We start from the raw sequence: 18,919 nt of genomic DNA on the forward strand, positions 1-18,919 counted from the left end.
ATATCACTATAAGAAATGAAAAATCAAGACAACTGGCTTTACTCGAAAAACGGTTCTAGGCACGGCCCATTTACAAAAAGCCAAATGAGCGATCTTATAGACCAGAAAAAAATAGATCTAAATACTAGCGTTTGGCCGGGGCATGGAGACTGGGTTAAGCTAAAAGACACAAGCCTAAATAACTTGCTTCCTCCCCCGCCCCTGCCAGAATCCGAAATAAATAATTTTTTTATCTGGATTGCCGTTGGGTTGCAAGCCATATTTACGTTTTTTGGCAACGACTTCAGCATCTTTCATATTCTGTGCGTAGTAGCCATATTATTTATCCTGTCACTCATCGACTCTTGCCTTTTGGCAAAAGCAGGGCACAAAGCACCCAGCGCATTCTGGGCACTGTGGATTTTTCCAGTTTACGTAATATTGCGAGGGATTCGGATAAAAACTCGCAGGTTTTATTGGTACGCTGAAATATTTCTACTGCTAGCCCTAGCCCTAGCCTTATCAATTCCCCTTGTGACTAACAGCAACAGCGATATAGAGGAGGCATCCTGCAATCTAGTAACCAACATCCTACAAAACCAGCTAAACCAAAAAACAAGTTGTATTTATGTTTCTATAGATAGCAACCCTCAGCCCAACGTCTATGAGGCAACTGCAGTTTTGAGCAATACTAAAGAAGTGAAAATCTCGATAGAACAAAAGGACAAGCCGAGGAGGCTGCTTACAGTGAAAATCAAAGGGGATTAAATCATAGAGGAATTACACGCAACATATTTGAATGTCAGATAACTTACAACGCGTTCGCCCCGTGTTAAGTGTGAACACTCAAACAACAGCATGGACGTAGCTAAAAAACCGCAATCATATGAAGGCAAAGAAGCGGTCTGTATCTATCACCATGAAGCAGTGAGGACGTGCAAGTTTTTGGGCAGCACAACATAGAAAAAACGGAAGTGGCTAACACCTCATATCTCTGCGCGAGACGAAGATGAACTGCATCAAGAGGCTTTTGGTAATAAGGTGATGGCACACACGCTTGAGAGGCAGATCAACGGAGCTCAAGGTACGTACATCGCTGCACCGAACGGGGTCGTCCCCACAATGGGCATGAGGGGTCACTGCGTCTGGGGTTGGCAATGATTCCGTCTAAATTCAATTTGTGCAATAAAGCCGATATACGTGTCGTACCGATTGGAGAAGCAGAGTGAACCGCAATGCAGAGGATTTTATCGACAAGCACCGCTATACGACAGACTTGAAAGAAAGGGGCTATACCGACCACGACCTGAACCTGATAAAGCTAATTGTTTTCACTGGATCATACGCTGATGACCCTGAACACAAAAGTCTTCAACACACACCTGAGGTATGGCCGATCACTTTTAGCAATAAAGTAAACGTTTTCACCAGAGAGTTTGAGATTGCCTACGCTCGGATGAAATGGGCAGCCAGAAGCATGAGTGATGACGAGGCGGAGCAGTGTAGAATTATATGGAGCGTGCTTGCTACCGATGATTTAAATCGGAAAGAACTTCGAAGAATCGGCATCAATGCAACCAATGCTCGCAAGCCTCGCGGCCCGCGCGTAGACCTAGATATCCAAGAAAGCATAATACAAATGGGCGGAAAGCTAGCGGAAAGTCACGAGCCTCACGAAATAGTAGGCATCATATCGCAGCGAATTTCAAAAGCCCCTAGCAGCAAAACAATACGCAGCATTCTTCGCGAAGCAAAAATCATCCCCGCGATACAAAAAAGCGGAACTTAGCACCGCTAACTTCCGTCGCATTTCATACGATTCGAATCAAGCCGACGTAACGCGGCTGTTGCGGCATCAAGGCATCTAATCGGCCCGCCTTGAGCCGCAGCACCGCGAGTTTTAGGACTTGGTTCAATGACCAACATCACCCCCGCTGTACTGCGCCCAAAAGAGGCAGCCGCCTATATCGGCGTTTCCGTTCCGTCTTTCTGGCGCTTCGCCAAAGAAGACCCTACTTTCCCCGCAACATTCAAGATCGCGACTAATAGTACCGCTGTCATGCGTGCTGACCTGGACGCTTGGTTAAAAGCAAAACGGGAGGCTGCACAATGAAAAACACACCTACCATACAGGGCCGTGAGAGCGCCAAAGACCAACACCAGTCAAGTGTCTCACGGGGTCATCGCGGAGCCCGACTTAAGGCCGACCGCGAGCAAAAACAAGCCCATAAGCAATTTACCAACCAGATATTTCCCACCAAGGCTTACGCGTGTTTTGAGTGCAAGACACGCCTAACCGACACCAATCGCAAACGCATGGCGATATTTCAACAGTTGCCCAGTGGGCTTTTAACGTCAGGTTTTCAGCTTTGCATACCCTGCGCTGGGTTGTTCCAGTCGAAGCAATTTCATCGCTTGCCGAACGTCAACCGTGATTTGCTAAAAGCACGGTTCCTGCACGAAGGCACCGCCGCACACGTAGGTGGTACAGCATGACTACTCAAAGCAACACCGACGCGATACGTTTCCTAACCGCACTTGATCCCGAGGCGACAGCCTGGACGTTTCAGACGTTTGATGATTCTGACCGTAAAGACAGCAACCTAGCTCGCATTTTGCATGGTTCGCTAGTGGAGCACGCCGCCGAACTTGAGAGATTGAACAGTGCAGGTGCCGGTGTTTTTGTCACTATCAACAAAACCAACCTGATCGGGCGAAGGGCAGAAAATATAACGCGTGTACGGGCTTGCTTCGCTGATTTTGATGTTGCCGACCCGAGCACCCCAGACCGACTGCGAGCGTTTGCCCTGCCGCCTTCGCTAATTGTCGAGTCTTCGCCAAGAAAATATCACGCCTATTGGCTGGTGAGCGATCTGGCATTGAATCAATTCAAAGACTTACAAAAACAGATTATTTACGCCTGGAGTACCGACGATAAAGTACACGACCTACCCCGAGTGATGCGCCTGCCCGGTTTTTTCCATCGTAAGGGAGAACCATTCCAAACGTCGATTGTCGAGGTATCCGAACGGCTATACACAGCCGCCGAACTATTGGCCGGATTTCCGGTTATCGCTGAAACACCGCTAACAACGCCTCAAGCACCGCATGTGTGCCAGCCTGACGTATACGCCCAAGCTGCGCTAGAGCGTGCCGTGGGGGCTGTTTCCTGTGCGGCTGAGGGCACCCGAAACGATGAATTAAATCGACAAGCCTTTGGCCTGTTTGGTTTCGTAAAAGCTGGACGGCTGCGCGAGAGTGGTGTGCGAGATGCTCTGCACCGCGCTGGTGCCCTTGTTGGTTTAGTTGATACTGAGGTCACAGCGACGCTGCGCAGCGCTTGGGAAGCAGCGCCGCCACGATATGAGGGGATACCGGTTACCCGCTCCCTAGTCATATATTCAGATAGCGAAGCAGAATCCCCTGCAACAGAACCGCCGCCCCCACGATTCACATTATTGAATAGAGATGCCTTGCGTCGTTTACCTGATATGGACTGGCGGATCGACCACGTACTACCAAGGACGGGTATAGGTCTAATCATTGGGCAATCAGGTGCAGGTAAATCGTTTGCTGCAATTGATCTGCTAGCCCGCGTCTCATTGGGGCAGAATTGGTTTGGACATGATACCCGGCCTTGCAAAGCCGTCTACTGCGCCCTGGAGGGCCGCGCCGGTATCAAACGCCGTATCGAGGCATGGGAACGTCATTACGGTCATGAGATGCCCGATAACTTCGCCGTGGTGCTGGATAGCCTAAAGCTGACCGAAGGGGATGACGTCCACGAACTGGCCCATGCCATTCTAGAAGCAGGGGGCGAAGGCGGTTTGATCGTTATCGACACACTGGCCCAGGCAGGCCCAGGGATCGACGAAAACAGTAGTGCCGACATGGGGCTACTGATTGAAGCATTGCAGCGCCTACAGGGCCTCACAGACGGCATGGTGCTGGCGGTTCACCACATGGGCAAGGACACTAGCCGGGGGGCGCGTGGCCATAGCAGTCTATACGCAGCGTGCGATGCCGTCTTAGCAGTTTCCGCCAGTCCACAAACCATTAGCACGGATAACGCCAATGGTGGCAAAAGCAAAGACGCCGAGCCGGTCACACATGGTTTTGATCTGGAAAGTGTGACTCTACATATCACTGATGACGGTCAAGAAATAGCGGGGGCGGTTCTAGTGGAGAGAAACTCGACGCCAAAAGCCAGTCTGCCAAAAGAACCCAAGGGCGGCAACGTCAAAATTGTGTGGGACAAGTTGGGCGCAATGCTGCGCGAGGCTGGCGACATTCGCCCTAGTGATGCACCTGATGCCCTGCCGGTGGGACGCCCAACGGTTCGCTTAGATGCCGTCATTGAGCAAATAGGCCCGCAGCTACCAGTAGATGCGAAACGCCAGACCGAACGCACTAACAGCGCTATTACAAGTTTGATAAATAGCGGCCACATCACACACATGAGCGGCTGGATATGGTGCAAGTAGACCCCATGCCCGGTTTGTCCCGTCTATCCCGGCCCCCTAAAGGGTGCCCGGGAAGAACGGGAAAATGCAAACGCTCCCAACTTGTCCCGAAACGGGCAGAACGGGTAGAACGGGACTCTTTCTTATTGGGAGATACCTGGCAAAGACGGCCACAAAGTTGAAATCATCAACCGTGCAATGCCTGGACTAGTACAAAACCATGATAGCTGCGCAGAAAAAAGATATCACATTTCAGGTTCGAATTCGCCAATTTCAATCAATCGGATGACTATAGCACTCTCTAATCTTAAACTCCGAAATTGTGAAATTTCGCCCCCTATCAACTGCAACAATCGAATCAATACCTACAGGCTTCCACACCCCTACTGTAAATTGATAAGGTTTATATCCATCAGGATAATAATCCAATCTATACCAACCAGCCATGCGCGTATCTCGCACTGGCATAAACATATATCCAGAAGAAGAATTTCTGTTATCCCCGACCCAATCCATAGGCTGAGAAGGGCTCACATCACCAGAATTGGCACATCTATAATAAAGACTAGCTTTCGCAATCTTGTTCCCATACTTATCTTCTCCAAAATATTCAGAGAAGGTTCTGGCATGTGAAACAATCTCCATGTGAGACCGTGCCTCTTGCGCATCTAAAAAAACCTTATCTTCCGTCACGAAAGATGGACATTTCTTGTCCGATTTCAAATATGAAAACCCATCACCTGGCTGGCTAAAAACAAATGTACAGCTATTTTTTTCTTTATCCGTATAAGTCATGCGATAGCCCTCAAAAGGGTTGATGGCCCCAGGCATAGATACATTTACAGACATCTCGCCCGCCATAGCCAACGGAAGAAAAAATGAAATCATAAAAATAGAAATTGTTAGTTTTATTTTCATAATAATTTCGAGAAAAATAGCATAAACATAAAAAACAAAGATTAATAAAATAAATTGGACACGTAAGCGCAGCTTATTTCAAGTATTTTAGTTTTCATGTGCCGTCGTGACTCGACGCGCTTCTTAGATGCGAGCGAGCGCCACCATCTAAGGCGGGATGGAGCACTCTTGAGCGCCTGCCGCTAGGTGAAGCAGCAAAGCCACCCCAGCGTATGCGAAAGCTAGGTCAGCGAGCAACCCGTATGCAACTTTGACGCCTCACCCCGATCTTCCGCATGATGTGGGGCTAGATGTGGGGCTGGAAATAAAAAACCGTTGATTTCAATAAAGAAATCAACGGCTTATAAGAAATTCCTGGCGGACAGAGGGGGATTCGAACCCCCGATACGCTTATCACGTATACACGCTTTCCAGGCGTGCGCCTTCAACCACTCGGCCACCTGTCCTAATTACCTACTACGTGCCACAGGGAAACCCCACTGGTCACGAGAATCCGTAATTCTAGCAAACTTTCATCGTACCCTGCAGCTTTTTCGCTGCATAAGACGAAATATCGCTCGGATCAGGGCGAAGCGGCGGACCTTAGTCGGTGACGGCGATCTGGCTACGCACGCCAACCATGCGTTCGACATAGCGGGCGATGGTGTCGATTTCAATGTTCACCCTGGCGCCAGCCTTCAGGTGGCGCAGGGTGGTCACCGCCACCGTATGCGGGATCAGGTTGATGGCAATTTCACAACCGGCAGGCAGGTCGTGCACACGGTTGACCGTCAGGCTGACGCCATTGACCGTGACCGATCCCTTGTACGCCAGGTAGATCGCCAGGTTGGCAGGCAGGCGCAGCACCAGCTCATGCGATTCGCCAACGGGCTCGAAACGCACCACCGTGCCCAGGCCGTCCACGTGGCCGGATACGATATGCCCGCCCAGGTAATCTCCCACGCGCAGCGCCTTTTCCAGGTTGACTTCACCCGGCGCGTCCAGGCCTACCGTGAGGCTCAGGCTTTCACGCGACACATCGACGGCAAAGCCGCCTTGGGTTTTTTCCACCACAGTCATGCAGGCGCCCTGTATGGCAATGGAGTCCCCCAGCGCCACGTCGGACAAGTCCAACGCATTGGCGCGGATGGTCAGGCGCACGCCCGACGCAGCATCCGCGCCCAGCGGCGTCACGGTTTCAATGTTCCCGACGGCGGCAACGATTCCAGTAAACATGACTGCTCCTGCTGAAAATTATCGCGAGGGCGGCCTCCTGCCCCCGCTCAGTCTCCGGCACATCACGCCGGCCAATTCCGAAAGGATACTCCACCCCGGAACACACATGCACCCATCCGGGCCAGGCGGGCCGAAGCCGCCGGCCACGGCCCCTTTACCCAAGGCGCACCTGCGCACGCAGGGCGTCCCAGTGTTCCGCCACTCTGGCGCGCACGCGCACGTCCGCGCCCAGCCGCACCATGTCGGTGAACTCGAAGCGCCGCGCCTGCGCCAGGCTGCTCAAGGCAGGCAACCTGGCCATGGGCTGCGCATCGCCCAGCAGCACGGGCGCCACATAGGAGATCAATTCATCGACGCACCCGGCACGCAGCAAGGCGCCATTGAGTCCCGGGCCGGCTTCCACGTGAACTTCATTGACACCATCCGCAGCCAGCCACTGCATCACCGCCGGCAGGTCAACCGTTCCCGGGCGCTCGCCCGGCAGCAGGATCACCTGCACGCCACGCTGCGCCAGGCGGGCCGCCTTGGCATCGTCTTCACGTGCGGTAAAAACCAGCAGCGGCGCGCCTTCGATCAACAAGGCATCCTCGGGCAAGCGGAAATCGCCGTCTATCAGGGCCTTGCGTGGCTGACGCGGGGTCTCCAGCGCACGTACGTTGAGACGCGGATTGTCATGCAGCACCGTACCGATGCCGGTCAGCACCACGCAGCTGCGAGCGCGCCAGCGATGGCCGTCATCACGGGCCTGCGGACCGGTAATCCATTGCGACTGACCGTTCTCCAGGGCGCTGCGGCCATCCAGTGAGGCCGCCGTCTTGAGCCAGGCCCAAGGCGTGCCCCGGCTCATCCTGGCCACAAAGCCGATATTGAGCGCCAGCGCTTCTTCTTCGCAGATACCAGCAACCGTCTGGATGCCCGCGGCGCGCAGGCGCGCCATGCCCCGGCCATTGACCAGGGGGTTGGGATCGCCCATGGCTGCCACGACACGGCCCAGCCCTGCCGCCACCAACGCATCGCAGCAGGGCGGCGTGCGGCCAAAGTGGCTGCAAGGCTCCAGCGTGACATAAGCCGTCGCGCCACGCACATCCGCACCACGCGCGGCGGCATCCCGCAGGGCGCAGACTTCCGCATGCGGGCCGCCGACGGCCTGGGTCGCCCCCGCGCCCAACACCACGCCATCACGTACGATGACGCAGCCTACCCTGGGGTTGGGAGTCGTGATGTTGGTCACTGCTTCCGCCAGCGCCAGCGCCTGGCGCATCCAGGCGATATCCTGATCAGCCATGCTTGTTTCCTTGATGCGCCGCATGCGGCGCGGCCTGCAATATCGCTGCTATTTGTCTTTCGGCGCCTCGCCACGCGGCCCCTGCATGGCCCGGATGGCGCGGACAAACTCACCGATGTCCTCAAAGCTCTGGTAGACAGAGGCATAGCGCACGTAGGCGACCTGATCCAGGTTCTTGAGTTCCTGCATGACCAGTTCCCCCACGCGAGAACTCGGGACTTCGCGCAGGCCGCTGGTCATGAGCGCTTCTTCGATGCGCACCACTGCGGCATCCACGTCTGCCGTCGCAACCGGGCGCTTGCGCAGTGCCAGGGCCAGGCTGGCACGCAACTTGGCACGCTCATAGTCGGTGCGGCTGCCATTGCGCTTGACGATGTACGGCAGGTCCAGCTCCGCCCTCTCGAAGGTCGTGAAGCGGCGTTCGCAAGCGAGACAGCGGCGGCGCCGGCGTATGGTCTGTCCTTCTTCCATGGCGCGGGAATCCAGCACCTGGGTGTCCTGATGGCCGCAAAAAGGGCATTTCACGCTGTCAGTCTCCTGTTTCCAGAATGCAAAAACGCGACTCGCATCATATACGAGCCGCGTTCCTCCGGGACAGGCGCCAGCCGCCAGGCAGCCGGCGCCCCGTGCCAGGGCTTATTTGTAGACCGGCAGGCGGGCCGTCAGCTCGCTGACGCGCGCGCGCACCTTGGCGATGTTATCGGCGTCATGCGGATTGTCGAGCACGTCGGCGATCAGGTTGGCGGTCAGTTCGGCTTCGGCCTCGCCAAAACCACGCGTGGTGATGGCCGGCGTACCCAAACGGATGCCGCTGGTAACGAACGGCTTTTCCGGATCGTTGGGAATGGCGTTCTTGTTCACCGTGATGTGGGCCTGGCCCAGCACCGCTTCGGCTTCCTTGCCGGTGATGCCCTTGGCGCGCAGATCAACCAGCATGACGTGGCTTTCGGTACGGCCGGACACGATGCGCAGACCACGCTTGACCAGCGTTTCCGCCATGACCTTGGCATTCTTGACGACCTGGGCGGCGTAGTCACGGAAGGAAGGATCCAGCGCTTCCTTGAAAGCCACGGCCTTGGCGGCAATGACGTGCTCCAGGGGCCCCCCCTGGATGCCGGGGAAAATTGCAGAATTGACAGCCTTTTCGAATTCGGCCTTCATCATGATCACGCCACCGCGCGGGCCGCGCAGCGACTTGTGCGTGGTAGACGTCACGAAGTCGGCGTGCGGTACCGGGTTAGGGTACGCGCCACCGGCGACCAGGCCGGCGTAGTGGGCGATGTCAACCATCAGCAGCGCGCCGTTTTCATGGGCGATGCGGGCCAGGCGCTCGAAGTCGATGTGCAGCGAGTAGGCGGACGCGCCAGCCACGATCAGCTTGGGCTTGTGTTCGCGCGCCAGGGCTTCGACCTGTTCGTAGTTCAGGACTTCATTGGCATCCAGGCCGTACTGATGGAAGTTGTACAGTTTGCCGGAGGAATTGACGCTGGCGCCGTGGGTCAGGTGGCCGCCTTCGGCCAGGCTCATGCCCAGGACGGAGTCGCCCGGCTTCAGGACGGCGTTGTAGACGCCCTGGTTGGCCTGGGAGCCGGAATTGGGCTGCACATTCGCCGCTTCAGCGCCAAAGAGTTCCTTCAGGCGGTCGATGGCCAGCTGTTCGACGATGTCGACGAATTCGCAACCACCGTAGTAGCGCTTGCCGGGATAACCTTCCGCATATTTGTTGGTCAGCTGCGTACCCTGGGCCTGCATCACCGCCGGGCTGGCATAGTTTTCCGAAGCAATCAGCTCGATGTGCTGTTCCTGGCGGACGTCTTCCTTCTGGATGGCGTCCCACAGTTCGGGGTCGACCTTATCAAGGGTACGGGTGCGATCAAACATTTGGGGGTCCTGAGCTCAATAGCGTGAAACACGAAGAAGCTATTTAGTTTACCCCGCCAGGCACTGCAAAATGCATCATCAGGCAGCGATCGGCCATAAAAAAACCCTGCTTGTGTGCCAAACTGCCACGTTTGCCCGCACGCGGCAAAAAAAGCGCATGCAGGACTTGAGCATCACTCATGCAAGGGCCCGGGCACACCGCGCAGCGGCATCCGCCCTGGGCCCGGGCGGCCTGGCATCAGGATGCCGGCGGGCCGATGCGCACAGGCGCAAGCGCCGGATTCAACGTGAAGGTTCCAGTCCAGGAGGCACTGTCGAGCACGTGGCCGTCCATTGCCTGCTGCACGTCCTTGCCGTCGAAACGTTCCGGCAGCGCCAGCGTTTCGACATCCAGCGCATACAGCGTAAACACATAGCGGTGCACGCGCGCGTCGTTCCATGGCGGGCACGGACCATCGTAGCCGTAATAATCGCCAGACATGTCGGGGTCGGCCGCAAACCAGCCGGTATAGTCGTTGATCCCCTGGCGCACGCCGGCGATGTGGGTTTGCGGACCGCTCTTGCCGCGGGCACTGATGCCATTGGAAAAATGGCCTTCCTCAAGCGTGCGGAAACGGGCAGGCAGATCGACCAGCACCCAGTGGAAGAAATCCGTGCGGGGCAGATCGGCAGGCACAAGGCGGTCGGCCACGTTGACATCGTCGGGAACAGTGGGGACGTCGGGATCGACGCACAGCAGCGCGAAGGACTTCACGCCTTCGGGGACATCGCTCCATGTGAACTGCGGGTTGAAGTTATCCGCCAGCTCTACCCTGGATTTGACATCCATTTTGCCGAAGGCATAGTGCTCCGGGATCGGTGCGCCGTCAGCAAAGGAAAGACTTGCGAGTTTCATGGGAACAGCTCCTCGTGGAATGGCTGGACGCCGGCCTGGACAAATACGACTGCGGCTTCAAGAAGGCAACCCGGGTTGCCACGGCGCCGCCCAGCACTAGGAAACAAACGATGCGCCCCGCACCATGGCGGTTCGCCAGACCGCGTAAAAATCAAGCAGCCGTAACGTTATCCTACAGCAAAACCTTCTTTTTTATCGTAAAAAAGCTGTCATTTTGCAGGTAAAAATCAGCATCAGAAATCCGGCCCAGCCCCCATGCATACTAGGAAAAATCCTAGGAAAAACCTGGGCTGCACTGGCAAAAAACCTAGAATCAGGCAAGAAAAACCCGGCTCCATTCCTGAAGAATGGGCCGGGTTTTTCCTAACGCGGCCTTCCCTGACGACGTGCCGCGCGCCATGCAGGCGTCGGCCAGACCAGCGCCCGCTACCCGGGCAGGCGGCGTCGGCTCAGGCTGCGACCAGCGTGACGCGTGCGAAACGGCGCTTGCCCACCTGGATCACGTACTCGCCTGCCGCCAGCGTCAGGGCGCGGTCTTCGACCCGCTGGCCGTCCACGCGCACGCCACCCTGCTCGATGTTGCGGTTGGCCTCGGTGCCCGACGGCACCAGGCCCGCTTCACGCAGCACCTTGGCAATGCCCAGCGGAGCGCCGGCAATGGTGACTTCTGGCATGTTCTCCGGGACGGCGCCGTCCCGGAAACGTGCGTCGAATGCCTCTGCGGCGGATTCGGCCGCGGCCGCGCCATGGAAGCGCGCCACCAATTCGCGGCCCAGCAGCACCTTCACATCGCGCGGATTGCGGCCGGCGTCGACCTCTGCCTTCAGCGCCGCGATTTCGTCGAGCGACAGGAAGGACAGCAGCTCGTAGTACTTCCACATCAGCGTGTCGGAGATCGACATCAGCTTGCCGAACATGGAGTCAGGCGCTTCAGTCACGCCGATGTAGTTGCCCTTGGACTTGGACATCTTCTCGACACCGTCGGTACCGACCAGCAGCGGCATGGTCAGCACGCACTGCTGCGCCATGCCATATTCCTTCTGCAATTCGCGGCCCACCAGCAGGTTGAACTTCTGGTCGGTTCCGCCCAGCTCCATGTCGGCCTTGAGCGCAACCGAATCGTACCCCTGCAGCAGCGGGTAGATGAATTCGTGCACCGAGATGGGGATACCGCCCTTGAAACGCTTGGTGAAGTCGTCGCGCTCCATCATGCGGGCCACGGTATAGCGCGACGCCAGTTGAATCAGCCCGCGCGTGCCCAGCGAATCGCACCATTCCGAGTTGTAGCGGACTTCAGTGCGCGAACGATCCAGCACCAGGCTGGCTTGCGAATAATAGGTTTGGGCGTTGGTCTCGATCTGCTCGCGCGTCAGCGGCGGGCGGGTGCTGTTGCGGCCGCTGGGGTCGCCGATGGTGGCAGTGAAGTCGCCGATCAGGAAGATGACCTTGTGGCCCAGGTCCTGCAGCTGACGCAGCTTGTTCAGGACGACGGTGTGGCCAAGGTGGATGTCGGGCGCGGTAGGATCCAGCCCCAGCTTGATCCGCAGCGGCTCACCCGAGGCACGGCTCTTTTCCAGTTTCTGAGCCAGTTCGGATTCAACCAGCAACTCATCGCAACCGCGGCGGATGATCTTCAGATCTTCCTGAGTTTGGGGGGAAATTGTTTCAGAAGATGAGGACATTGGGTAAATGGTAGCCTTGGCGGCTGTAAGCATGTTAAAAAAGGCTAAATTCAAGGTGTTATCGCACCTTGTCGCGCAATTCTCCCGGCAATCATAACGCGCCAGGAGATTTCTGCTTCGCAGTCTCCCCTCGAATTTATTCTGGCAGCCTGGCCAACTCGCGGGAACTTCTCCTGGAGCCACTTGGTCTGCCATGCATTGTTCCCAAACCTTGGCAATAGGGCTCCAGCGATGACCGGCAGGTCTCCCGACACGCAAAACAGGCTACGGACTCTCCGTTCTTCCGGATCGAGCCAGCCACGCAACAACTTCTCCAGCCGCTTCCGCCGTGTCGCCCTCTTGGGCGCGTTCGCCATGTTCGGCGCGGCCGCAGCCATCGGCATGGTCCAACCCAGCAAGGATAACAGCGTTCAGGTGCAGCAGCGCATGCTGCGCGAAACCCTGCCGCTGACCCTGGATGCTTCGGCCGCCGAAGCCGCCGAAGCCGATTTCGTCCATGAAACCCGCATCCGCAGCGGCGATACGCTGGCGCAAGTGCTCAAGCGGCTCAATATCGACGAACCCGGCCTGCTGGCTTTCCTGACGCACAACCCGGACGCGCGCAGCATCTACCGCCTGTATCCCGGCCGTTCGTTGCAAGCCTCGCTGGACGAGAACGGCCAGTTGAACTGGCTGCGCTACATCCACACACCACAAACCACGGAAAACAACCAGCCGGTCACCGCTCTGCTGGAAGTCCGCCGCGCCGATGACGGCTTCAGCGCGGAAGAACTGAAAGTCACGCCCGAGCGCCAGGTACGCGTCGGCATGGGCGAAATCCGCAGTTCGCTGTTCGGCGCCACCGACCGCGCCGGTATCCCTGACGGTGTCACCCAGCAAATCGCCGAGATCCTAGGCAGCCGCATCGACTTCCTCAAGGACATCCGTCAGGGCGACCAATTCCGTGTCGTCTACGAAGCCCGCATGTTCGAAGGCAGGCCAGTCGGCTCCGGCCGTGTGCTGGCGGTCGAGTTCTCCAACCGCGGCAAGCAACACAGCGCTGCCTGGTATTCGCCCAATGACGACGAACGCGGCAACTATTACGACTTCGAAGGCAACAGCCTGCGTGGCGCCTTCCTGCGCACCTCGCTGAAATTCAGCCGCATCAGCTCCACCTTCGGCATGCGCCAGCACCCCATCCTGAACAAATGGGTAGGCCACAAAGGCGTGGATTACGCTGCCCCCAGCGGTACCCCCATCCACGCAACCGGCGATGGCACCATCAGCTTCGCTGGCTGGCAGAATGGTTATGGCAATGTCATCATCATCGAACACGCTGGCGGCTACTCGACGGTATATGCCCACCAAAGCCGCCTCGCCGCAGGCATGGCCAAGGGGCGTCGCGTCAGCCAGGGCGAGATGATCGGCTATGTCGGCTCCACCGGCTGGGCAACCGGCCCGCACCTGCACTATGAATTCCGCGTCAAGGGCGTTCCCGTCGACCCACTGTCGGCGTCGCTGCCTGTCACACAGAAACTGACTGCTGCAGAGATCCAGGCCTTTGCCCGCGCCACCGCACCTTACCAGGACCAGATCCGGATGCTGGCCCAGTTCCAGCAGAACATGCAGGAACTGCCCGGCACCCAGGTCGCTTCCGCCAACTGATTCATGACCTTTCCCACACCCGACGCCCGCGCCCGCCGCGGGCGTTATTACATCGGCATCATGTCCGGCACCAGCCTGGATGGCGTGGACGTCGTCCAGGTCGAAATCGACGACGCCCGGCAGTTGCGCCTGATCGCCCACGCCCACCAGGCCTACCCGGCCGCCTTGCGCGACGAACTGCTGGCGCTCAACCAGCCTGGCGAGAATGAAATCCACCGCGCCGAAACAGCTGCGCTGCAAATTGCGCAATCCTATGCCCAGGCGGTCGCCGCCGTGCTTTACCTGAGTGAATCGGACGCCAGCGACATTGCTGCCATCGGCGCCCATGGCCAGACGGTACGGCACCGCCCCGATATCGGCTACACCGTGCAACTGAACGCCCCGGCCCTGCTGGCCGAACTGACCGGCATTCCTGTCGTGGCAGACTTCCGCCGCCGCGATATTGCCGCAGGCGGCCAGGGCGCGCCGCTGGTGCCGGCATTCCATGCCGCGCTGTTCCAGGCCGACCACCCCCGTGCGCTGCTCAATCTTGGCGGCATCGGCAACCTGACCCTGCTGCGGCCCGGCGCCGACCCGGTCGGCTTCGACACCGGCCCGGGCAACATGCTGCTGGACCTCTGGTGCCAGCGGCACACCGGCCAGCCCTATGACGCTGGTGGCGCCTGGGCCGCCAGCGGCCAGTGCCAGGATGCATGGCTGGCCTACCTGCTGGAGAGCGAACCCTGGCTGCGCCTGCCACCACCGAAATCCACCGGACGCGACCTCTTCAGCGCCAGCTGGCTGGACAGCCGCCTGGCCGCCGCAGGCAACGCCAGTGCCGCCGACATACAGGCCACGCTGACACAACTGACCATTTCGACCGTGCTCGAGGCACTGGCCCGGCACGCCCCCGACACCGAAGAACTGATCGTCTGCGGCGGCGGCGCGCGCAACCTGCATCTGCTGAGTAGCCTGACCCGGCAGGCACCCTGCTCTGTCAGCGCCAGCGACGCCTACGGCGTCGACCCCCAGCACATGGAAGCCATGGCATTCGCCTGGCTGGCCTGGGCGCACCATCACGGCATTGCCGCCGGCCTGCCCTCCGTGACCGGAGCCCGCCATCGCAGCATCCTGGGCGCCTGGCACCCAGCCTGAGCCAGCCACAACGGCAGGAAAACCCGCATCGTCATGGCGGTGCGGGCCTCAGCCCGCGCTTGCAAGGCATGCCCCCAATGCCCCGGCCGCAACGCCTGCCGGCCTCCCTCATGACCTCACCATGCAAAAAGCCCTGCCACCCTGACTTGCCACCACAGGGTGGGAGAGTCAGAGTATGCAGGGCTTTACACCGTTGCATCCCTCGGGACGCCGGGTGAAAACTGATTTGTACCGAGTTCGCCCGAGTCAGGGCACTGCGACGGAAGACAGCGGCAAACCAGGGCCTCCCGGCAGACAAGCCGCCGGGCCCGGGCCCTTCATTACACCGAGAACGACGAACCGCAACCGCAGGTCGTGGTGGCGTTCGGATTGCGGATCACGAACTGCGCGCCTTCGATGTCTTCCTTGTAGTCGATTTCGGCACCGACCAGATACTGGAAGCTCATGGGGTCGACCAGCAGCTGCACACCGGCCTTTTCCAGGATGGTGTCGTCTTCGGCCACGTCTTCGTCGAACGTGAAGCCATACTGGAAACCCGAGCACCCGCCACCTTGCACGAACACGCGCAATTTCAGGTTGGCGTTGCCTTCGTCGATGAGGAGATCGCGCACTTTTTCAGCGGCGGCATCGGTAAAGATAATGGAAGCAGGCGGTGCCTGCAGATCGGTGACTTCGGTCACTGCGCTCATTTGCTGACTCCTGGCGGCCTGCTGGGGCCGCGAGATGGCCGGCACAGAAACACCGGCGGACGCTTTACTATAACGCAGCGCTACGGGGCTAGCCAGAAATACACCCATAGATGGCATTGCTATTGCCCGCGCTGCAACACTCTGCGGCCGGCCCATCAAGGCGCCGCAACCGCCTCCAGCTCCACGCGATAGGCCGTCTTGACCGCACCGCCTTCCAATACCTGCACCGTTACGGATTCAGGCACGAAACCGGCAGGAATCCACAGCACGCCCTTGGCGCTCAGGTACTGGTCGAAACTCAACTCATGCTCTGCTGCATCATCCGGCGCATCCGGGACCGGCTGGCCGCCTGGCTCTGCCTGCATGGGCCGCAGCTCTCGGGTGGCCGCCTTGCCGTTATCCAGTCCCGTCGCCATAAACCGCAGGTTGCCCTGGAACGGCGCATCGAACTTGCCATTGCGCATCAACAGCACGCGATACTGCAAGGCACTGCCAAAACGTTCGAAGCTGGCGGAACGGATATCCACCGACCCACCCGGCCCCGACGGCAGCAGCTGCTCGAAAAACGCCAGGCGATCCCGCTCGGCGCCCAAATCCCGTTGCAAGCCGGTCAGCTGCTCTTCCAAACGCTGGCGGGCCGCCCGCTCCACGGCCAGCTCGCCGTCACGTGTCGCCAATTGCGAACGCAACAAGGCCAGCTCTTCCATGTTACGGACCAGCACTTCGTCCGGTTCAAGCAAGGCACCCGCACCCTGTACCGGCGACTGGGGACGAGCCTGCGCCCAGAACCAGCCGCCAGCCACGCCCGTCACCAGCCCCAGCACCAGCGCCAGGACAATTGCCAACGCCGGTGCACGGCGCGCGCGCGCCCGGTGGCGAGCCGCATGCGGCGCGTGGGCCTTGCCCGGTTTTCGCTTACTGGTTGGCACGATAGGCCATCAAGGCAGGATCGCCACGTGTTCCAGTCCTGCCGTTTCCGGAAAACCGAACATCAGATTCATATTCTGCACTGCCTGGCCGGAAGCGCCCTTCACCAGGTTATCCTGCACGACCAGAATAATGAGCTGGTCGCCATTACCCGGACGCTGCACGGCAATACGCAACTTGTTCGACGCCCTGACAGTACGGGTTTCCGGCAGCTGGCCGGCAGGCAGGACGTCCACGAACGGTTCGCCCGCATAGCGTTCCTCGAACAGCTTCTGGAAATCGACCTCGCGTGCGCCCGGCAGGATGCGTGCGTAGATGGTCGAGAACATACCGCGGATCATGGGCACCAGATGCGGCACGAACGTCAACTTGATCAGGCTGCCATGCAGGCGCGACAGTTGCGCTTCGATTTCCGGCTGGTGGCGATGCCCCGCCACGCCATAAGCCTTGAAGTTATCGCTGGCCTCGGAAAACAGCAGCGGAATCTCGCCCTTGCGGCCTGCGCCGGTCACGCCGGACTTGCAGTCGGCGATCAGGCTGTTGGTGTCGATCAGGCTCAGGCCGCCTTCCAGCAACGGTGCCAAACCCAGGATGACGGTCGTGGGATAACAGCCGGGATTGCCGATCACCCGCGCCTCGCGGATGCCTTCGCGGTCCAGCTCGACCAGTCCATAGCGCGCCTCCGCCAGGACATCCAGGCAGGAATGCGACATCTTGTACCATTTCTCGAACATGGAAGGATTCTTCAGGCGGAAGTCCGCCGCCAGGTCGATGATGCGTACCCCGGCGTCCAGCAGCTCGCGTGCCTGGTTCATGGCCACGCCGTGCGGGGTTGCGAAAAACACCACGTCACACTTGTTCAGCTCGGCCTTGTCCGGCGAACTGAAAGCGATATCGACATGACCGCGCAGATTGGGATACATATCCGCCACCGGCAGGCCGTCTTCCTTGCGAGAGGTAATGGCCTTGAGTTCCACATGCGGATGGCGCGACAGCAGACGCAGCAATTCCACGCCGGTGTAGCCAGTACCGCCAACAATACCGACCTTGATGCGTGCAGGTGCGGTTTGAGCCATGTCGAAATCCTCTCGTAATACGGGTTCTTCTGAAACCATTGATTCTATCGCTTCTGGATGAGACCCCCGGTACTTTTTCCAAGTTCCCCGGTTTCTCCCCATTGCGCGTGCCCCGCCCCCATCATCGTCCGGCCCAGCCGCCCCGCAGCCAGGTCAAAGCGGTCAAGCCGTACCGAAGGACTGAGGTACTGAGGGGCTGAGGTACTGAGGTACTGAGGTACTGAGGTACTGAGGTACTGAGGTACTGAGGTACTGAGGTACTGAGGTACTGAGGTACTGAGGTACTGAGGTAAAGATACATCAGCCTTACTTTTTTAAAACCCCGGCCATCGCCAGCCGCTGCACGCAACGATTGCAAGCGCCCAGGCTGGCCGTCCGGGCTGGCGCAGTGGAGCGTGCCGGTGTTCGGGGCGGGAACGGGGAACCGAGGGCACACATGTCTGAGCGGCATGCTTGCGGACAGTCCGGTGGACTGTCCGCGCCGCGAGTTGTGTGCCCGCCCCGTTCCCGCCCTGAACGCCGGGCAGTTCCGGCGCAGCCGGAACCACGCGATCTGCGCGGGCCCGGGCGGCTGGCCTGGGCGCGGCTTAGCAAGACGCCCTCTGCCCCTCTGCCCAACCCCAAACCCAAACCCAACCGCCAAAGCATAAAAAAACCCCCGGCTGCCAAAACAGCCAGGGGTTTTTTCGCCTGCCCATAGCGCTCCGAAAAGCGGCAAGGACAAAAACGCATCAGCGCTTGCTGAATTGCTTGCGGCGACGGGCCTTGTGGAAGCCGGTCTTCTTACGCTCGACTTCACGCGCATCGCGGGTCACCAGGCCAGCCTGGGACAGTGCGGGCTTCAGCGTTGCATCGTAGTCGATCAGTGCGCGGGTAATACCGTGACGCACTGCACCGGCTTGGCCGCTTTCGCCGCCGCCATGCACGTTGATGTGGAAATCGAACGACTCCAGATGGCCGGTCAGCACCAGAGGCTGACGCACAACCATGCGGCCGGTTTCACGAGCGAAGTATTCGTCAACAGCCTTGCCGTTGACCACGATCTTGCCCGAGCCCTTCTTGAGAAACACGCGAGCCACCGAAGTCTTGCGGCGGCCGGTGCCGTAGTTCCAGTTACCGATCATGGCCTTT

The 18,919-nt window shown here is 58.8% G+C and carries 18 protein-coding genes and 1 tRNA gene; 7 read left to right on the top strand and 12 right to left on the bottom strand.

Going from position 1 to position 18,919, the window contains the following annotated elements; genetic code table 11:
* The first annotated feature begins 15 nt into the window (after positions 1-15).
* From EV679_RS00145 to EV679_RS00160, 5 genes are all read left to right on the top strand, one after another.
* Entirely contained in the window at positions 16-747 is a 732-nt protein-coding gene (locus EV679_RS00145) for a DUF4339 domain-containing protein (RefSeq protein ID WP_130486266.1), read from the top strand.
* Between the two features lie 457 nt (positions 748-1,204).
* Positions 1,205-1,768 carry a hypothetical protein gene (locus tag EV679_RS00150; protein ID WP_130486267.1) on the top strand — a complete coding sequence of 188 codons (564 nt, stop codon included), beginning with the start codon at positions 1,205-1,207 and terminating at the stop codon, positions 1,766-1,768.
* 126 nt (positions 1,769-1,894) lie between these two features.
* Entirely contained in the window at positions 1,895-2,092 is a 198-nt protein-coding gene (locus EV679_RS00155) for a helix-turn-helix transcriptional regulator (RefSeq protein ID WP_130486268.1), read from the top strand.
* Complete coding sequence (locus tag EV679_RS17550) at positions 2,089-2,475, top strand: hypothetical protein (protein ID WP_151098418.1); 387 nt, start codon at positions 2,089-2,091, stop codon at positions 2,473-2,475. The genes EV679_RS00155 and EV679_RS17550 overlap by 4 nt, the downstream gene beginning before the upstream one ends.
* Positions 2,472-4,463: an AAA family ATPase gene (locus EV679_RS00160; RefSeq protein WP_130486269.1), complete on the top strand. Its 1,992-nt coding sequence runs from the start codon at positions 2,472-2,474 to the stop codon at positions 4,461-4,463. The genes EV679_RS17550 and EV679_RS00160 overlap by 4 nt, the downstream gene beginning before the upstream one ends.
* A 252-nt stretch (positions 4,464-4,715) precedes the next feature.
* Here the strand turns inward: EV679_RS00160 and EV679_RS00165 are convergent, their stop codons facing one another.
* From EV679_RS00165 to tyrS, 8 genes are all read right to left on the bottom strand, one after another.
* On the bottom strand, positions 4,716-5,360 hold the full coding sequence (locus EV679_RS00165; RefSeq protein WP_130486270.1) for a hypothetical protein: 645 nt from the start codon (positions 5,358-5,360) through the stop codon (positions 4,716-4,718).
* Between the two features lie 355 nt (positions 5,361-5,715).
* Positions 5,716-5,806, bottom strand: a tRNA-Ser gene (locus tag EV679_RS00170).
* Positions 5,807-5,942: 136 nt separating this feature from the next.
* Positions 5,943-6,575 carry a riboflavin synthase gene (locus EV679_RS00175; RefSeq protein ID WP_130486271.1) on the bottom strand — a complete coding sequence of 211 codons (633 nt, stop codon included), beginning with the start codon at positions 6,573-6,575 and terminating at the stop codon, positions 5,943-5,945.
* Between the two features lie 154 nt (positions 6,576-6,729).
* Positions 6,730-7,860 (bottom strand): bifunctional diaminohydroxyphosphoribosylaminopyrimidine deaminase/5-amino-6-(5-phosphoribosylamino)uracil reductase RibD, encoded by a 1,131-nt coding sequence (ribD, locus tag EV679_RS00180; RefSeq protein WP_130486272.1) that lies wholly within the window; start codon positions 7,858-7,860, stop codon positions 6,730-6,732.
* Between the two features lie 48 nt (positions 7,861-7,908).
* Positions 7,909-8,385 (bottom strand): transcriptional regulator NrdR, encoded by a 477-nt coding sequence (nrdR, locus tag EV679_RS00185; protein WP_068372672.1) that lies wholly within the window; start codon positions 8,383-8,385, stop codon positions 7,909-7,911.
* Between the two features lie 111 nt (positions 8,386-8,496).
* The gene (gene glyA / locus EV679_RS00190; protein ID WP_068372675.1) at positions 8,497-9,741 is read right to left on the bottom strand and encodes a serine hydroxymethyltransferase; all 1,245 of its coding nucleotides are present in this window, start codon (positions 9,739-9,741) and stop codon (positions 8,497-8,499) included.
* 238 nt (positions 9,742-9,979) lie between these two features.
* Positions 9,980-10,636, bottom strand: a complete 657-nt coding sequence (locus EV679_RS00195; RefSeq protein ID WP_068372678.1) for a YbhB/YbcL family Raf kinase inhibitor-like protein — start codon at positions 10,634-10,636, stop codon at positions 9,980-9,982.
* Positions 10,637-11,085: 449 nt separating this feature from the next.
* Entirely contained in the window at positions 11,086-12,318 is a 1,233-nt protein-coding gene (tyrS, locus tag EV679_RS00200; RefSeq protein WP_068372681.1) for a tyrosine--tRNA ligase, read from the bottom strand.
* A 231-nt stretch (positions 12,319-12,549) separates the two neighbouring features.
* Between tyrS and EV679_RS00205 the strand changes: the two genes are divergently transcribed.
* Both EV679_RS00205 and EV679_RS00210 read left to right on the top strand, forming a co-directional pair.
* Entirely contained in the window at positions 12,550-13,962 is a 1,413-nt protein-coding gene (locus tag EV679_RS00205) for a M23 family metallopeptidase (protein WP_127772954.1), read from the top strand.
* 3 nt (positions 13,963-13,965) lie between these two features.
* Positions 13,966-15,096 (top strand): anhydro-N-acetylmuramic acid kinase, encoded by a 1,131-nt coding sequence (locus EV679_RS00210; protein ID WP_130486273.1) that lies wholly within the window; start codon positions 13,966-13,968, stop codon positions 15,094-15,096.
* Between the two features lie 320 nt (positions 15,097-15,416).
* On the opposite strand, the gene erpA is transcribed toward EV679_RS00210, so the two are convergent.
* The 4 genes from erpA to rpsI all read right to left on the bottom strand — a co-directional run bounded on the left by erpA (position 15,417) and on the right by rpsI (position 18,912).
* On the bottom strand, positions 15,417-15,785 hold the full coding sequence (gene erpA, locus EV679_RS00215) for an iron-sulfur cluster insertion protein ErpA (protein ID WP_068372697.1): 369 nt from the start codon (positions 15,783-15,785) through the stop codon (positions 15,417-15,419).
* Between the two features lie 155 nt (positions 15,786-15,940).
* Positions 15,941-16,714: a DUF6776 family protein gene (locus EV679_RS00220; RefSeq protein WP_127772953.1), complete on the bottom strand. Its 774-nt coding sequence runs from the start codon at positions 16,712-16,714 to the stop codon at positions 15,941-15,943.
* A gap of 9 nt (positions 16,715-16,723) precedes the next feature.
* Positions 16,724-17,788 (bottom strand): N-acetyl-gamma-glutamyl-phosphate reductase, encoded by a 1,065-nt coding sequence (argC, locus tag EV679_RS00225; RefSeq protein WP_068372701.1) that lies wholly within the window; start codon positions 17,786-17,788, stop codon positions 16,724-16,726.
* A 731-nt stretch (positions 17,789-18,519) separates the two neighbouring features.
* Positions 18,520-18,912, bottom strand: a complete 393-nt coding sequence (gene rpsI / locus EV679_RS00235) for a 30S ribosomal protein S9 (protein ID WP_068372703.1) — start codon at positions 18,910-18,912, stop codon at positions 18,520-18,522.
* Between the last annotated feature and the right edge of the window lie 7 nt (positions 18,913-18,919).

The organism is Kerstersia gyiorum, assembly GCF_004216755.1.
In the GTDB taxonomy this organism is placed as follows: domain Bacteria; phylum Pseudomonadota; class Gammaproteobacteria; order Burkholderiales; family Burkholderiaceae_B; genus Kerstersia; species Kerstersia gyiorum.

Bases quoted from the DNA above. Each gene is read 5' to 3' on its own strand.
- EV679_RS00175 (WP_130486271.1), bottom strand. From the start codon at position 6,575: ATGTTTACTGGAATCGTTGCCGCCGTCGGGAACATTGAAACCGTGACG.
- tyrS (WP_068372681.1), bottom strand. From the start codon at position 12,318: ATGTCCTCATCTTCTGAAACAATTTCCCCCCAAACTCAGGAAGATCTG.
- EV679_RS00145 (WP_130486266.1), top strand. From the start codon at position 16: ATGAAAAATCAAGACAACTGGCTTTACTCGAAAAACGGTTCTAGGCAC.
- erpA (WP_068372697.1), bottom strand. From the start codon at position 15,785: ATGAGCGCAGTGACCGAAGTCACCGATCTGCAGGCACCGCCTGCTTCC.
- EV679_RS00165 (WP_130486270.1), bottom strand. From the start codon at position 5,360: ATGAAAATAAAACTAACAATTTCTATTTTTATGATTTCATTTTTTCTT.
- EV679_RS00210 (WP_130486273.1), top strand. From the start codon at position 13,966: ATGACCTTTCCCACACCCGACGCCCGCGCCCGCCGCGGGCGTTATTAC.
- EV679_RS00155 (WP_130486268.1), top strand. From the start codon at position 1,895: ATGACCAACATCACCCCCGCTGTACTGCGCCCAAAAGAGGCAGCCGCC.
- rpsI (WP_068372703.1), bottom strand. From the start codon at position 18,912: ATGATCGGTAACTGGAACTACGGCACCGGCCGCCGCAAGACTTCGGTG.
- EV679_RS00160 (WP_130486269.1), top strand. From the start codon at position 2,472: ATGACTACTCAAAGCAACACCGACGCGATACGTTTCCTAACCGCACTT.
- ribD (WP_130486272.1), bottom strand. From the start codon at position 7,860: ATGGCTGATCAGGATATCGCCTGGATGCGCCAGGCGCTGGCGCTGGCG.
- EV679_RS00205 (WP_127772954.1), top strand. From the start codon at position 12,550: ATGACCGGCAGGTCTCCCGACACGCAAAACAGGCTACGGACTCTCCGT.
- EV679_RS00195 (WP_068372678.1), bottom strand. From the start codon at position 10,636: ATGAAACTCGCAAGTCTTTCCTTTGCTGACGGCGCACCGATCCCGGAG.
- EV679_RS17550 (WP_151098418.1), top strand. From the start codon at position 2,089: ATGAAAAACACACCTACCATACAGGGCCGTGAGAGCGCCAAAGACCAA.
- argC (WP_068372701.1), bottom strand. From the start codon at position 17,788: ATGGCTCAAACCGCACCTGCACGCATCAAGGTCGGTATTGTTGGCGGT.
- glyA (WP_068372675.1), bottom strand. From the start codon at position 9,741: ATGTTTGATCGCACCCGTACCCTTGATAAGGTCGACCCCGAACTGTGG.